Origin of the sequence: Rhodocytophaga aerolata, assembly GCF_030503435.1 — a bacterium.
In the GTDB taxonomy this organism is placed as follows: Bacteria; Bacteroidota; Bacteroidia; order Cytophagales; family 172606-1; genus Rhodocytophaga; species Rhodocytophaga aerolata.
This window is the reverse complement of sequence record NZ_JAUKPO010000013.1, coordinates 199,120-215,061: the sequence shown is the minus strand read 5'-3', so window position 1 is coordinate 215,061 and position 15,942 is coordinate 199,120. Positions and strand designations below refer to the sequence as shown.

15 protein-coding genes and 1 riboswitch are annotated in these 15,942 nt (G+C 37.5%); of the genes, 9 read left to right on the top strand and 6 right to left on the bottom strand.

The features are described 5' to 3' along the window. On the top strand, positions 1-481 hold a 481-nt coding region (locus tag Q0590_RS21005), incomplete at its 5' end, for a transposase family protein (protein WP_302039567.1). A 43-nt stretch (positions 482-524) separates the two neighbouring features. Next, positions 525-956: a DUF4136 domain-containing protein gene (locus Q0590_RS21000; protein ID WP_366970479.1), complete on the top strand. Its 432-nt coding sequence runs from the start codon at positions 525-527 to the stop codon at positions 954-956. Between the two features lie 289 nt (positions 957-1,245). Here Q0590_RS21000 and Q0590_RS20995 read toward each other — a convergent pair whose 3' ends face one another. Further along, positions 1,246-1,920, bottom strand: a complete 675-nt coding sequence (locus tag Q0590_RS20995) for a metal-dependent transcriptional regulator (RefSeq protein WP_302039566.1) — start codon at positions 1,918-1,920, stop codon at positions 1,246-1,248. A gap of 118 nt (positions 1,921-2,038) precedes the next feature. Beyond that, positions 2,039-3,136 carry a glycosyltransferase family protein gene (locus Q0590_RS20990; RefSeq protein ID WP_302039565.1) on the bottom strand — a complete coding sequence of 366 codons (1,098 nt, stop codon included), beginning with the start codon at positions 3,134-3,136 and terminating at the stop codon, positions 2,039-2,041. A gap of 31 nt (positions 3,137-3,167) precedes the next feature. Here Q0590_RS20990 and Q0590_RS20985 point away from each other — a divergent pair, with 31 nt between their 5' ends. Continuing rightward, complete coding sequence (locus Q0590_RS20985) at positions 3,168-3,983, top strand: 2,3,4,5-tetrahydropyridine-2,6-dicarboxylate N-succinyltransferase (RefSeq protein ID WP_302039564.1); 816 nt, start codon at positions 3,168-3,170, stop codon at positions 3,981-3,983. A 50-nt stretch (positions 3,984-4,033) separates the two neighbouring features. Here the strand turns inward: Q0590_RS20985 and Q0590_RS20980 are convergent, their stop codons facing one another. Then, positions 4,034-4,921: a 3-hydroxybutyryl-CoA dehydrogenase gene (locus Q0590_RS20980; RefSeq protein WP_302039563.1), complete on the bottom strand. Its 888-nt coding sequence runs from the start codon at positions 4,919-4,921 to the stop codon at positions 4,034-4,036. A 199-nt stretch (positions 4,922-5,120) separates the two neighbouring features. Between Q0590_RS20980 and Q0590_RS20975 the strand changes: the two genes are divergently transcribed. From Q0590_RS20975 to Q0590_RS20950, 6 genes are all read left to right on the top strand, one after another. Continuing rightward, positions 5,121-5,393, top strand: coding sequence for a hypothetical protein (locus tag Q0590_RS20975; protein ID WP_302039562.1), 273 nt, complete (start codon positions 5,121-5,123; stop codon positions 5,391-5,393). Positions 5,394-5,439: 46 nt separating this feature from the next. After that, the gene (locus tag Q0590_RS20970; RefSeq protein ID WP_302039561.1) at positions 5,440-6,291 is read left to right on the top strand and encodes a CvfB family protein; all 852 of its coding nucleotides are present in this window, start codon (positions 5,440-5,442) and stop codon (positions 6,289-6,291) included. A gap of 60 nt (positions 6,292-6,351) precedes the next feature. Beyond that, positions 6,352-6,846: a YkgJ family cysteine cluster protein gene (locus Q0590_RS20965; RefSeq protein WP_302039560.1), complete on the top strand. Its 495-nt coding sequence runs from the start codon at positions 6,352-6,354 to the stop codon at positions 6,844-6,846. Positions 6,847-7,097: 251 nt separating this feature from the next. Then, positions 7,098-7,469, top strand: a complete 372-nt coding sequence (locus Q0590_RS20960) for a helix-turn-helix transcriptional regulator (protein ID WP_378411258.1) — start codon at positions 7,098-7,100, stop codon at positions 7,467-7,469. Positions 7,470-7,588: 119 nt separating this feature from the next. Next, a riboswitch (cobalamin riboswitch) is annotated at positions 7,589-7,798 on the top strand. 150 nt (positions 7,799-7,948) lie between these two features. Continuing rightward, complete coding sequence (locus tag Q0590_RS20955; protein WP_302039558.1) at positions 7,949-9,922, top strand: TonB-dependent receptor; 1,974 nt, start codon at positions 7,949-7,951, stop codon at positions 9,920-9,922. A gap of 11 nt (positions 9,923-9,933) precedes the next feature. Further along, a complete protein-coding gene (locus tag Q0590_RS20950; RefSeq protein WP_302039557.1) occupies positions 9,934-11,013 on the top strand; it encodes a DUF5074 domain-containing protein in 1,080 nt (359 codons plus the stop codon). 252 nt (positions 11,014-11,265) lie between these two features. Here the strand turns inward: Q0590_RS20950 and Q0590_RS20945 are convergent, their stop codons facing one another. From Q0590_RS20945 to Q0590_RS20935, 3 genes are all read right to left on the bottom strand, one after another. Next, complete coding sequence (locus Q0590_RS20945) at positions 11,266-12,393, bottom strand: tetratricopeptide repeat protein (RefSeq protein WP_302039556.1); 1,128 nt, start codon at positions 12,391-12,393, stop codon at positions 11,266-11,268. Between the two features lie 59 nt (positions 12,394-12,452). Continuing rightward, positions 12,453-15,110, bottom strand: a complete 2,658-nt coding sequence (gene gyrA, locus Q0590_RS20940) for a DNA gyrase subunit A (protein ID WP_302039555.1) — start codon at positions 15,108-15,110, stop codon at positions 12,453-12,455. A 104-nt stretch (positions 15,111-15,214) separates the two neighbouring features. Next, complete coding sequence (locus Q0590_RS20935; RefSeq protein WP_302039554.1) at positions 15,215-15,781, bottom strand: hypothetical protein; 567 nt, start codon at positions 15,779-15,781, stop codon at positions 15,215-15,217. Positions 15,782-15,942: the final 161 nt, after the last annotated feature.

Below are 15,942 nucleotides of genomic sequence, written 5' to 3'. Positions count from 1 at the left end.
TTATCAGAAAAGAAAAAAAGCTGTGACTACTAATATGCTTTTTCTGGCTGATAATCAAGGCTTGATGTTAGCTTGTAGTGAGCCTATTAGCGGAGAACACAATGATTTATATCAGATTAGTGAATGCTTTAAAAGTCTATGTCTGCTATTAGAGCAAGCAGGAATCAACTTAGAAGGTGTATTTATGAATGCAGATGCAGGATTTGATTGTAAAGAATTACGAAAACAATGTGCACAGCAAAAAATAGAAGCTAACATTGCTATCAACAAGCGAAGCAGTCAAGAGACTCTTGTTGATTGCTACTTTGATGAACAATTGTATAAGAAAAGAGGAGTCATTGAACAAGCGAATGCTTGGTTAGACAGTTTTAAGACACTGCTGATCCGTTTTGAAGTATTAACTCAGACTTGGCTTGCTTTTCATATGATGGCTTTCTCTCTGCTGTTCTTACGCAGAATTATTAAACTTAATAAACTTTAAACAGCTTCATAGTGTACAACGGTCGGATTTATAAAAAATCATCATGATGAGTAAGAGACTTTGTTTTTTAGGGTTGATCCTTTTTGTATTTCAGTATTGTACGCCAGTAAAAGTAGTTAGTACCAGAAAGCATCCAACCGTTGAGCTTCAATCCTATAAAACTTTCAATTTTATGGATATACAGGTAAAAAACGACAGTTTGACACAATTAAATCACCCAGGCATACAGATGCTAAAAGAGGCGATTGTCCGAGAATTATCAGCGAAAGGTTTTCAACAAGCGCAAGAGCCGGATCTCTGGGTGAATATTGGTATTGTTACTGAAGATAAGGTGCAAACCCGCAAAACTGATATACGGGAAGCTCCAGTTTATATTGGCCAACGCAGATACTCATGGAAAAGTGAAGAAGTAGAAGTAGCTAGATATAAAACAGGAACTGTATCTGTAGATTTGGTTGATGCGGAGAAAAATTGAACCTGTTTGGGAAGGTGTAGTTCAAGGAACCCTTTCCGATAATCCAAATAAGTTGAGACGTAGAATAGATGAGGGTGTAGAAATTCTGTTGGAAAAACTACCCATTAAGGAAAAGTAATTGAATAATTAGTATTATCTATCAAAATTTGTTGTGATAAACTATCTTATGTTAAGCAGTGCATTGTTTTATTAATTTTCTCTATCTTGATATGTCAAAATAGGGAAGAAGCTCCACTTATTGTGTAGTGAACATCTATACATTAAATAGTATAGGAAACCATTTCTTATTTTAATCTAATGTATAAATATTATTTGCAATCTCTTTCGATATAATTATGGTTCTACCATTATTTACTTTTATTTCTAAGGATTGATCAAACTCAATTTTATCGGTAATTTCGATATAAGCGCCAATGGTCAGTCCAATTTTATCTAAATATTTTAGGAATAAAGGAGAAGTATCTTTCACACCCACTACATCGCATTTATCTCCAATTTTCATGTTAATTAAATATACTTTTTTCTTACTGTTCATCTCACCCTTTTCATTAGGTATAGGATCTCCATGAGGGTCATATTCAGGAAATCCTAAAAATTGATCTAGGCGCCTTACTAACTCGTCTGATTGTACATGTTCTAGTTGTTCTGCTATATCATGTACTTCGTCCCAGCTGAAATTCAGTTTATCTACTAGGAATACCTCCCATAGCCGATGTTTGCGTATCACCAGTAATGCTTTAGCTTCACCATCTGTAGTGAGAGTTACGCCTTGATATTTAACATAATTTATTAGTCCTTTGGCAGCTAGCTTTTTAAGCATATCACTAACCGAAGCAGGTTTTGTATCGGTAAGCTCTGCTATTTCATTCGTGGTTACTTCTTTAGTTTTACCAGGACTACTTAGTTTAGAGGCCCTGTATATTATCTTCATATAGTTTTCTTCTGTAAAGCTTAGAGTTTGCATAAAATATTAGCATTAATAATATACTACAAATTTTAGTATAACTAAAATATTTGCTAATATAATTAGTATTTTGGTTAAAATTTTGCTAACTATAATAGTAATATTTAATAACTCAAATTTAGTTAAATAGACCTAATAATATAGACTTATCCCATAGAAGGGTATCATTATTTACTGAATACCTATAAAACCCTGTTGAATGAATGGCCATAAGTAATTCCTTTATATTAACCCTATCGTAATCTATATCTAAGGCACTATTATATACATTACAGAACTCTATCCATAATGGATTTCCAGGTATTAACATAGGGACCTTATAAAGGGTATACTCATACAATTTTGTAGGCATTTTATCCTTTGTAGACCTGTTATATAGATAGGGCACTAGGCCAATATCTGCAGTATGAATCGCGGCCATGATCTCTGAATGAGGTACAGGATAATCTCCACCTATTAAACGTATAAAGGGTAAATCGGCAATAGTTTTACTAAAACGATTATATTCATTCTTATCAGCACAGTAGCCAATAATCGTTAGGTGAAAACGTTTATCCAATCTGTTCAGCTTTGAAACTAAATTAATGGCGTGATAAATTCCGAAAGATTCTGCTATTGTACCACTATACAACAAATGATAACAAGACTGTTTTTTAGGATTATCTAAACTTTTGTATAAATGCGAAACCTTATTTTCAAGTACTGCAATTTTTTTTCGGAGAAAGGGTAGTTCACTCAGATAGCATTTTTCAGCAAGCATAAATCCATCTACAAAATATGATGATAGATACTCAACCGCCCGGGTAATAAAACCCAAAATATATTTAGCAAAAACCGGATACCTGGTAATATATAAAATATTGTAGTAGTAATTCTCTAAAATATCATAGTATAATTTAGAGCCATATATTATTTTGTACCATATTGTAACTATCAGTAGTTCAGGTGTTTCTATAATAATGACTTCAGGTTTTAGTTTAAGTAGGTTTTTATAAATATTCAGCGACGCAGAAATTCTGCGAAATGATAATCTATTAAAATCAAACAGCGGATAAAAATTTATATTAGGATAGGCAGGGACATTTTTGCTTTTAAAACCAATGATGTGGACGGAATACTTTTGAGAATCGGCAAGTGTAATACCAATTTTTTCGTACATTCGGGGGTCATCAATGGGTTTAAGGATGGAAGCAATAACCAAATTTATTTTAGTCATAAACAAACCTAATTATTAATTACCTTTTTTTATGGAATTACAAGAAATTATTGATCAAGCCTGGGAAAACAGAGAGTTATTAAAAGAAAGAAAAACAGAAATTGCCATTAAAACAATCATTGAGGAACTTGATAAAGGGGTGAGACGGGTAGCTGAACCATTAGAAGATGGGAACTGGCAAATAAATGAGTGGGTAAAAAAAGCAATTATTCTTTATTTTCCCATACAACAAATGAAAGTGATGGAAGTAGCCCCATACGAATATCATGATAAAATGGCCTTAAAAACTGGGTATAAACAACTTGGCGTCCGTGTAGTACCACCAGCCACGGCCAGGTATGGTGCTTTTCTTAACAAAGGTGTTATACTTATGCCTTCGTATGTAAATATTGGAGCCTATGTAGATAGTAATACCATGGTAGACACGTGGGCAACCGTTGGAAGCTGTGCGCAAGTGGGTAAAAATGTGCATATCAGTGGGGGAGTAGGTATTGGAGGTGTCCTTGAACCGGTGCAGGCGGCTCCTGTAATTATTGAAGACAATGTTTTTCTGGGTTCCAGATGTATTGTTGTAGAAGGCGTAAGAGTAGGGAAGGAGGCTGTTCTTGGTGCGAATGTAATCTTAACAAAAAGCTCTAAAATTATCGATGTAACAGGTAAAGAGCCGGTAACTTATCAAGGGTATGTGCCTCCTAGGAGTGTGGTAATTCCTGGAAGCTACACGAAAGAGTTCCCGGCAGGAAATTATCAAGTACCATGTGCACTTATAATAGGGCAAAGAAAAGAGAGCACCGATTTGAAAACCTCATTGAACGATGCACTGCGCGAAAACAATGTAGCCGTATAACTTTAAAAACACACCCACCACATTTATGATATTGCGGTGGGTGTATTTCCTTATAAAAACCGTTTAGAAACTTTTAAGTCCTTGCTTCCCTTTTCCCATTGATAAAACCCTTCACCTACTTTTGCACCTGTAAAACCTGCTTGCACCATGTTTACCAATAATGGACAAGGTGCATACTTTGGATTGCCAAACCCCTCATAAAGTACCTGCAATATAGATAAACAGACATCAAGGCCAATAAAATCTGCCAGTTGTAATGGACCCATTGGATGTGCCATACCCAGCTTCATAACTGTATCTATTTCCTGCACACCTGCTACCCCTTCATAGAGGGTATAAATAGCTTCATTGATCATTGGCATTAATATTCGGTTCGCTACAAAACCCGGATAATCCTGAACTTCAGTTGCCACCTTATCCAATTTTACTGCTAATTCCATAACAGTGGCTGCCGTTTCATCCGTGGTAGCATATCCCCGGATAACTTCTACCAGTTTCATGACAGGAACCGGATTCATAAAGTGCATGCCGATAACTTGGCCTGGCCGCTTGGTAACAGAAGCTATTTTTGTAATTGAAATAGAAGATGTGTTAGATGCCAGAATAGCTTCAGGTTTGCAATATTGATCCAGTTCACGGAAGATGTTAAGCTTAATTTCTACTTTTTCTGTGGCTGCTTCTATAACCAGGTCAGCTTGTTTCACGCCTTCCGGTAGCTGGGTAAACGTAAGTATATTATGTAGGGTTTTGGCTTTTTCCTGATCAGAGATTTGTTGTTTAGTAACTTGTCTATCTAGGTTGTTACTAATGGTTTGAATAGCTTTCTCTAAAGCAATTGTTGAAACGTCTATCAAGGAAACTTTATATCCCTTTAAAGCAAAAACATGCGCAATGCCATTCCCCATAGTACCACTCCCTATAACAGCTATTTGTTTCATAAATTTTAAAATCTGGTAAGTAAAATTGATTGATTAAATAAAAGTAAAGTTTCAGAAAGTTTAAACCTTACATAATACCTTCTTCTTCTGGAATTACGTATATAAAGTAACTCTGACCAATAAATCAATTATCTAATAAATAAAATAGTCTTCTACCAAATAATTTTATATTTTTACTTGACAACCGCGTAGAACCATCATGAAACTGCAGCCAGATACATATATAGTAGAATGCAGCAACGGCTTGTTGGGCTTAAACAAACGTAAGCCTTTCATGGATGTGTTCTTCTTTATAGACCGGCTCTTTGGGTATTTTATTCTCAATACGTTCACACCAATTTCAGATGTGAACCCTTCTTTAGAAAATAACACATACTGGATATCTTTATTTTCCTTCGATAAGTATACTATTTTTACTTATTCCTCTCCCAAAAGTTCGGTACCTACTTGCCGTGATGGCCCGGCTCCTTAAGCATTTCAGACGAAAATAAACTTAATATACTTATTGTAATTCTTGAATGAAGGGCACACAACCTGCTGTAGGACACTATCAAAAACTGGAAGTTATCAAAATTCTGGACTTTGGTTTGTATTTGGCTGCTGGTACAGAGGAAATTTTATTACCTGTCAGACAAATACCGGAAAATACACAAATCGGCGATATGCTGGAAGTATTCATTTACAGGGACTCAGAAGACAGATTAATTGCTACCACACAAAAACCATTAGCCGTCGCTGATTCCTTTGCCTGTCTGCGTGTAACTGATACTACTTCATTTGGCGTGTTCCTGGACTGGGGCTTGGAAAAAGATTTATTTATGCCCTTCTCCGAACAGAACAAAAAACTTATGCCTGGCAGGAGCTATCTGGTTTGGGTGTATGTGGATAAAAAAACAGACCGGGTCGTTTGTAGTGCTAGACTTGAAAAATATTTAAGTACAGATGCACCTCAGGCTTTAACAGAAGATCAGGAAGTAGACTTGCTTGTATGGGAATTTACAGATCTGGGAATCAAAGTAATCATTAACCAACAATACAGTGGGGTACTTTATCATAATGAAGTATTCAGTCCTTTATATGTAGGCGACCAGACAAAAGGCTACATAAAAAAATTGAGGGAAGATGGAAAAGTGGATGTAAGCCTCCGTAAAAAAGGGTATGCTGAAGTACAGGATGCAAAATCAGAATTACTAACTATCCTGAAAAAGAACAATGGATTCTTGCCACTTCATGACAATAGCAGTCCGCAGGAAATTTACGAGAAAGTATATATGAGCAAAAAAACGTTCAAAAAAGCGGTGGGTGGTTTATTAAAGCAAGGGCTACTAAGAATAACGGATAAAGGAATTCAGTATGAATTTCCAGAGTAATTCTTTCTATGCAGGTTAACGGAAACTTGCTAGATTTGCCTTTTATTACTGATGGCTAGTATGGATTTAACGCAGTTAAATGAAAGAGCAAAAAAAGCGAGTGAAAGTACCCAGAAATATTTTAAAAAATTAAAGAAAAATCCTCCCGCTAAGTTAGACTCAATAATGGCGGATTTGCATGAGGAAGTTTTCACACATACCGATTGCCTTACTTGTGCCAACTGCTGTAAAACAACCAGCCCGGTTTTTACTTCCAAAGATATAGAAAGGCTGGCAAAACATTTCCGCCAAAAACCCGGACAATTTATTAGCCAATACCTGCACATAGATAATGAAAATGATTATGTGCTAAATGTAGCTCCTTGCCCTTTCTTAACCTCTGACAATACTTGTATCGTTTATGAATCCCGTCCACAGGCCTGCCGGGAATATCCGCATACAAACCGGAAAAAGTTTTATCAAATTTTACCTCTCACCCTACAGAATACATTTATCTGTCCTGCAACTTTTCAAATTGTTGAGAAGCTTAAACAAGCTCTTATTTTAAATAAGTAAGTATATTAATTTAATGGGTATGCACTATGCTTAGCTGTATACAACTTTTTGAGCATATACTAATTAAGTAAAAACTCATCAATATCTAATAGTTTACATATGTATACTTATATGTATTGTATAATGACTGAAACAAAAAAATAAATAATTAAAATGGTTACAATTATAAATAAATATTTGTATACTTGTGTAAACATTTTAACTCTACTATTATGAATAATAAAATAAAGAATATTTTGTTAATGAAAGACATGTCTCCCTCTCGATTTGCAGACGAGATAGGCGTACAACGTTCTAGTATTTCTCATATACTCTCCGGGAGAAATAAACCCAGCCTTGAAATAATTCAGAAGATTGTGAGGCGTTTTCCGGAATTAGGGAGCGAATGGATTTTTGAAGAAGACGATGAATTAGAAGAAGAGACCGATGATCAGCCTGTACAAACGCTTTCTAAAACAATCCTAACCAAAGATACGGCACCCTCAACCAATGGAGTAAGTAAAGAAAAAACCTCTATTCCAATACCAACCTCAGAAGAGTCTGTAGAAAACGATAAACGAAAGGTTGAACGGATTTTAATCTTTTACTCTGACAAAACATTCACTGAATATAAACCCGAATAAACAGTTAACTACTTAGCTTTGTCAAACAAAAAACTCTCCTCTGGGGAGTTTTTTGTTTTGGGTAGTCTAACAGCACGAATAAAAGTAAACATCCATTCTCATACTTTAAGAAATTTATCTACCTTTGCCGGGTAATTGGTGCATTAACCATTGAATTAAACCTCAGTAGTAATGCTTAATAGGGAAACAGGTGTAATACCTGTGCTGTCCCCGCAACTGTAAACCAACAATTTGTTGTATCTATTTTAAGCCACTTTCTCCGCCTAAAGGGGATGGGAAGGCAGATACAAATGGTGAGCCAGGAGACCTGCCAATTGCTTAGTATCTGAACTTTCGGGTGAAAGGTTATCAGGTAACAATCATTTCTAAGTACTGGCTCTACCGATCACCTTAGATCCTGTTGTTATTTGCTGGCTTTTTCTGATGGTTTTGAATTAGTCTAAGTAGGATGCTGCTTAGTGTTTCAGTTCAATTCATTCATGAAAAAAAGTATTCTATTTATTGGCATAAGCTTCCTGTGCTTTTTATTCAGCAAGAATCAGCTTGTATATGCACAGAACCATACAGTAAAAATAGATAGTATAGCTAAAACTCAATCTATCAGAGAGATTATTGTACGGGCAAAACGTCCCGAAAAATACTCAGCTGGAAGCAGAATAACCGGCCTAGACACCACCACGTTGCATTGGTACCGGACAGGAAGCCTATCAGATGTTTTACAAATGGCCACCCCAATTTATCTTAAAACGTATGGGCCAGGTATGCTATCCAGTATTTCTTTCAGGGGAACAGCAGCTTCCCATACAGCTGTACTATGGAACGGGTTTAACATTATACAGCCTTCGAATGGACAAACAGATTTTGCTACAATCCCAGTATTTTCTTCAGATATAGTCGATATCCAACACGGAAATAGCAGTACAACCTATGGTTCTGGAGCCATTGGCGGAACAATTCTTTTATCATCTCCCTTACAATTCGGCAAAGGGGTAGCTGCCGGTATTCAACAAACAGTTGGCAGCTTTGGGCTTTATAGCACATCAGCTCAGTCCGGCTTCAGCAATTTAAAATGGTCTGTACAAACAAAACTATTTCACCAGCAAGCCCAGAATAATTTTACCTTTCGCAATACTACAAAATTCAGCAAGCCCACCGAAAGACAAGAAAATGCCTCCTTTCAACAATATGGTTTTACACAAGATGTAGGAACTTGGCTATCTTCCAAAAACTTACTAACCCTTAGGGCATGGTATACTCACAATTACCGGCACATTCCACCTGCCATGGGTGCTGTCCACCGTAATGCTACGCAACTAGATAAAAATCTGCGTCTATCCGCTGAATGGAATACGTTTCATACGTTGGGCAATACTACCATCCGGGTAGCCTTTTTTGATGAGAAGCTCAAGTATTCCGAAGATCAAGTACAATCAGTAACAGCTATTCAAACCTTGCAATCGCAAGCTGAACATGAATATAGCTTCAAAGATAAAGTAACCATTAAAGCGGGAGCAGAGCTACAACAGTTTTATGCCCAGGTTGACGGGTACGGCCAACCCAAAACTGAAACCCGTTCAAGTGCCTTTTTGCTTACCAAGCTACACCTGCATCCCAGACTCAACATCAACCTCAACTTAAGGCAAGCTTTCGTTGATGGCTTTAATCCACCCTTTACACCATCTGCAGGATATCAATTCTTTTTGCTGAATAGCCAACTACACAATTTGTCCCTCAAAGGAAATGTTGCTAGAAGTTACCGGGTTCCTACTTTAAATGAACGGTTCTGGCAACAGGGGGGCAATCCGCACATTAAGCCAGAAAATGGCAGAAGCTACGAACAGGGCTTACTCCATAAGTGGCAACATAAAAGAGGTAAGGTTGTGTCTGAACTCACAGTGTACACGATGAACGTAGATAACTGGATACAGTGGCTGCCAACTTCTCAAGGGTATTGGTCACCTACTAATATAATGCAGGTGAAACCGCGTGGGTTTGAATTGTCTACGAAGTGGATAATAGATGCTTCAACGGTGAATGCTTCTATAGGTGCAATGTATGCCTATACTGAATCAACCGTTAGTAAATCCTACCAGTTATCTGGCCAAACGGTTGGCAAACAATTAATGTATGTTCCCTTACATACGGGCACACTTCATAGTTTAGTAACTTTTAAAGGTTTTTCACTGGGTACCAATGTAGCCTACACCGGTTTCCGGTACACAAATAATAGTAATTCCGACTGGTTGAACGCCTATTTCTTACTTAACTGGTATGCTGCAAAATCTTTTTACTGGCACAAAACCACCGTAGAACTTTCCACTCGGGTAAATAACCTGACGAATACTTTATACCAGAATATGGAAAACAGACCCATGCCTGGCAGAAATCTAGAACTGCGGTTAAGCTTATTTTTTCATTCAAAACCAAATAATTCCAATAAACTTTCTGATTAACTAAACCTATTATGTACAAAAAAAACACAGTATTCAGACTTGTTCAATTTCAGCTGGCGCTTGCTTTCTTGCTTAGCAGTTGTGTAAAAGACCGTGATCGGGGACCTGCAGGGGAGTATGAGAGGGGTGTATTCATTATCAATGAAGGTAGCTTCAACAACTCCAATGGGGAGATTAGTTACTATAATAAAACAACACAATCAGTAACCAATAAACTTTTTGAAACGGTGAACAAGCGCCCATTAGGAGGCGACGTAGTACAATCGATGTCAGTGATAGATAATACCGGATATATAGTATGCAACAATAGCAATAAAATAGAGGTCGTTAATGCCAGTACTTTTGAAAGCTTGGGTGTGATAGAAAACCTGGCATTACCCAGATACATGATTGCCCTCAATGGCAAAGGCTATGTATCTGAATGGGTAAGTTTTTCATCCAATGGCCGGGTTGCTGTGATAGATCTTACAAGCAACACTGTACTAAAAACCATTGAAGTAGGCAAGCTTCCTGAACAATTAGCCATTATTGATAACAAAATTTATGTAGCAAATAGTGGTGAGAATTTTCTTTCAGTTATTAATTTATCTACTGAAACCTTTGAAAAAAATATTACGGTAGCCGATGCGCCGTCAGATTTTAGAATTGATTCTAATGTTAAGCTTTGGGTATTGTGTGGTGGGAAAAAAGTGTATGATAACAATCCACCAGATTATATAGATGAAATAGCTAGCACAGCTGGCTCATTAGTGCGGCTAAATCCTGCGACCCAAGCTGTTGAATTAACCTTAGCGTTTGCCAGTATAAGTTCACCCGAAGATTTGCAGATTAACGGCCAACGATCACGGTTATATTATTCCTATGCTGGTGCCGTATACACACATGATATTACTTCAACTACTTTATCAGCTACACCATTAATCCGCAGATCATTTTATGGGCTTGGACTTGATCCGGTAGATGATATTTTATACGGGGCTGAAGCAAGTTTCTCAAGCGATGGAAAAGTTATCAGATTTAACACTGCTACTGGAGCTCCGTTAGATTCTATTAATGTAACGATTGGTCCAAATGGATTTGTATTTAGATAAGCTTACAAAATTAGGAACTTATATATCATATATATATTGCTAATATACCTGCTACCTTATACTAAGGTCTATTATAGTAATATACGAGTTACTTGATCTTAATTAAACTATATATTATTGTTATATAATTTATATTATGTTAAGTAGTTATTTTAGGTTTATCTCCCCCAACCATTTCTATTCTATCTTAACAAAAAAAGGCTACAACGTTGTAGCCTTTTTTTGTTAACTAAATATTAGCAGCCTCTTCTATTAATTTAGAGATTCTATTTGCTTCTGTATTTTAGCTTCGTCTTCTTTCATTTCAAGTACTTTATAAATACTTACTAAAGGTTGAAGCACAGTCAGATTAGTCTGATCAATAGAATATGCTTTTTGAAAGAATGGCAACGCTTCTTTGAAATGCACTTTCATTTGATCTTCCATCTTTTTACCGTCTTTCTGATACTGCTTTAGATCCATCGCATTCAATTTTTTGCTGATATCAGCACCTTTATTATAATGCAATACGCCCATACTTAAATTTGCATCTAAGTTATTAGGATCGATCTCCAATGCTTTTTTATAGCTATCCTGAGCTTTTTGTGGTTCCCCTGTCTGTTCTGACAATAAACCATAGTTCAGAAAGTAAGTTGCATTGTTTGGCTCGCGCTTCATAGCTTCTTCCAAATTAGCTTTGGCTTCAGCTGTTTTACCTGTAGAAATGTAAAGATTAAATTCTTCAGATTTTAAAGCTTTATCTTCAGGGAATTTCTGCGTACCTTTTTTCAATACCTCTAATGCCTCATCGTTTTTATTTTGGCTTCTGTAAATAGATGCCAAAGTTGTATAGATATCAGGCATAGTAGTACCTATTTCGATCAGTTTCTCAAAATTCTTAGCTGCCTGATCATAGTCTTTTATTTGCTGGGCTGTAATACCGGCATATAACAAAGGCAGTGTGTCTTGCGGTGAAGCGGCACTGGCTAAATTAAACAACGCTAATGCGTTTTGATAATCGGCATTTTTGTATTTGTGTGCACCGGCAAAAAAGTGCATTTGCTTTAAACCTTCCTCTGCTTTTTTAGCAAATGAACTTCCTGGTTCTACTTCTACCGCCTTTTTAAAAGCTTCATAGGCTTCTATAGTTGCGTTGGTATCCAGTTTAGAGTACATGCCTGTCTGATCAGATGCAATACCTCTGTATATTTCTCCACGATAATACCAAGTTTTAGCTTTTGTTTTGGTCTTTTCATGTACCGTAGCTTTGTCAATCTGCTCCTTTGCTTTATCAAGTACTCCCTGTTGCTGGAAGGAAACTGCACTTGTAACTGCTCCACCCTGAGCAAAAGCGCCAACTACAGCCAGGTTAAACAAACTTAAAAAAATAAGCTTTTTCATAATGTTCATAAAAGGTTTTGGAATTGAATAGTTTAAGTTTAGATGTAAAAAGGAATTATTTATTCTTCTTCGGACAAATCATCGTCTGACAGTGATAACTCATTTTCGTCTGGCAATACATGATTTACGCCATTAGTATTTGTGTTGTTAGTTAACTCATCTGCAACAACGGATTCTTCTAATTTTTCAATCTTGGCAACAGATGAAATTTCATCGTTTTCGTTCAACCGGATCAGTCTTACACCCTGCGTAGCCCGGCCCATTACCCGTAAATCTGATACTTCCATCCGGATAGTGATACCTGATTTATTAATGATCATCAACTCATCAGAGTCGGTTACTTCTTTAATAGCTACCAGATATCCTGTTTTATCGGAAATATTAAATGTTTTAACGCCTTTCCCGCCCCGGTTAGTTATCCGGTAATCTTCGATAGACGAACGTTTACCAAACCCTTTTTCAGATACTACCAGCAGCTGGGCATCGGAACGGTTGATACACACCATACCAACTACCTTATCATCTGGTTCAGATAATGATATACCTCTCACACCTGCTGCTACTCTGCCCATCGGCCGCACACGGGATTCGTCGAAACGGATGGCCATGCCTGACTGAAGTGCAAGCACTATATCATTGCTGCCATTTGTGAGGGCTACATCTAATAATCGATCTCCATCATTAATAGTAATAGCATTTATTCCTGCCTGACGGGGTCTTGAGTAGGCTTCCAGGGAAGTTTTCTTAATAGTCCCTTTCTGCGTACACATGATCAAGTAATTATTATTTACATAATCAGCATCATCCAGGTTTTTAACATTGATTACTGCACGGACTTTATCATCCGAATCTATCTGTATTAAGTTCTGTATCGGACGCCCTTTGGCGGTTTTGCTACCTTCCGGAATGGCATATACCTTCAACCAGAACACTTTACCTCCTTCGGTGAAAATCATCAGATAATTATGCATGGAAGCAACAAAAAGATGCTCCGTAAAGTCATCATCTTTGGTAGAAACACCCCTTGAACCTACGCCCCCTCTGCCCTGTGTACGGTATTCCACCAATGGGGTACGCTTAATGTACCCAGCATGCGAAATAGTGATAACCATTGGCTCATCAGCTATCATGTCTTCCATGGTAAACTCGTCAGCCGCAAGCACAATCTGGGTTCTACGTTTATCTCCGTAGCGTTCTTTTAACTCTAACAGTTCGTCTGTAATGATTTTCATCCGTAAGGATTCATTGGCCAGTACTTCCTGCAGATAATTAACAAAAGCTAATACTTCTTCAAACTCTTTCTCTATTTTATCTCTCTCCAAGCCAGTGAGCCTTTGCAGACGCATATCTAGAATGGCTTTGGCCTGAATTTCTGACAAAATATTACCTTCTGTGCTGGAATGCCCATTATCAGATGGAGTAATTTCGTTGGAAGCAGAAAGCATATTTAACTGGCTCAACACTCTGCTTGTGTCAAAGCCTTCGCCACGCATTAACGCAAACTTAGCTTCTTCCGGATCACGGGAAGCACGTATGAGCGAAATAACCTTATCAATATTATCTAAAGCAATCAGCAATCCTACCAACACATGTGCACGCTTCTGGGCTTCTTTCAGTTCGTATCTGGTACGGCGAACAACAACTTCATGACGGTGCTCGACATAATACTTAATCAGTTCTTTGAGATTAAGTGTATGCGGACGTCCTTTGACAAGGGCAACATTGTTAACACCAAAGGAGGATTGCAACTGGGTATAGTTGTACAGATTATTAAGTACCACATTTGGCACAGCATCTTTTTTTAGGTCGTATACAACCCGGAGTCCATCCCTGTCAGATTCATCCCGTATATCGGAAATACCTTCTATTCTTTTCTCATTGATCAATTGTGCTGTTTTTTCAATCATACTGGCTTTGTTCACCATGTATGGAATCTCAGTAACAATGATCTGCTCTTTGCCGGTAGGCGTTGTATCAAAGGTGGCGTTTCCTCTCATAACAATGCGGCCTCTGCCTGTTTCAAAAGCCGATTTTACCCCCTGATAGCCATAGATAGTGCCTCCAGTCGGAAAATCCGGGGCTTTTACAAACTCCATCAACTGGGCTATGGTAATTTCCGGGTCATTAATATAGGCTACTATTCCATCAATAACCTCTGTCAGGTTATGAGGAGCCATATTGGTTGCCATCCCGACAGCTATACCAGAAGTGCCATTAACCAGAAGGTTAGGTATTTTGCCAGGCAATACGGATGGTTCTGTTAAGGAGTCATCAAAGTTTGGTTGAAAATCAACTGTATCTTTGTAAATATCGGTCAGCATTTCTTCTGCAATGCGCTTTAGACGGGCTTCGGTGTAACGCATAGCCGCCGGAGAATCACCATCTATTGAACCAAAGTTACCCTGACCGTCTACCAGGGGATACCTGAGCGACCATTCCTGCGCCATACGTACCATCGTATCGTATACAGAGGAATCGCCATGTGGATGATACTTACCTAATACTTCCCCTACTATTCTTGCTGACTTTTTATAAGGTTTATTATAATTTACCCCCAGTTCAGCCATTCCAAACAACACCCGCCGGTGAACTGGTTTTAACCCATCTCTTACATCAGGTAGTGCTCTGGATATAATCACAGACATTGAATAATCAATGTATGCACCACGCATTTCATCTTCTATATTGATGGATATTATATTTTCTTTTTCTGCCATGTACAGTGTAAAACAATTTAAAGTTTAAGTTGCAATTTAGTGATTTTAATTGCAAAAACATGATAATACAATGAGAAAAAGCTACTAAGAAATAGTGTTTTGCTTTAAAATCCGTCTGCCTCTTTTTCTTGTTTTTTCTCCTCTTCAGGCTCTTCAATTACAGGTTTTTCAGCATCTTTTTGCTTTTCTTTTTTCTCCCTTTTTCTAAACAAACCTTTCTTCTTTTTAGGTTCCTGTTCGGTAACACTTTCTTCCTGAGGTTGCGCTGATATGTCTCCTTCTTCCTTGGGTTGGTCGCCCTCCATTGACTCTTCTTCGCTTAGCTGATCTTCTTCCATTGCAGGCGCTTGCTCTTCTGGTAAATCTTTCTTTTTCCGTTGCTTTTTAGGCTTAGGCTTCCGGTAATCGTATTTATACCCAGGTTTATATCCGTCACCAATTTTAGGATTCTTATTTTTCTTCCACCAAGGCACCCCTCTGAATTCTTTTCCGCGGTTAGCATTAGGATTGCGGTCTGGATCGAAATCGGAAGGTGCGGAAGCGGCTTTCCAGTTCTCTCCTCCATGGCGGTGTTTCATCCGCACATAACAATTAGGCAAAGGGCATCTGGGAGGCCGGCAACCTTCACCTAGAATGAGTATACTGATTAGCAGTATGAAAAAATATTTCATTGTTTTATAGTATCAGGAAATGCAATGAGTTTATTAAGCGTAAAATAACTCACAGTATACTAATTTGTTAACAGGCACTAAATAAAGGTAATGGATATTTACTACATATGTACCAACTGATATAGTTTGTTGATTTTATGCACAAATGAATATCTTCTCTA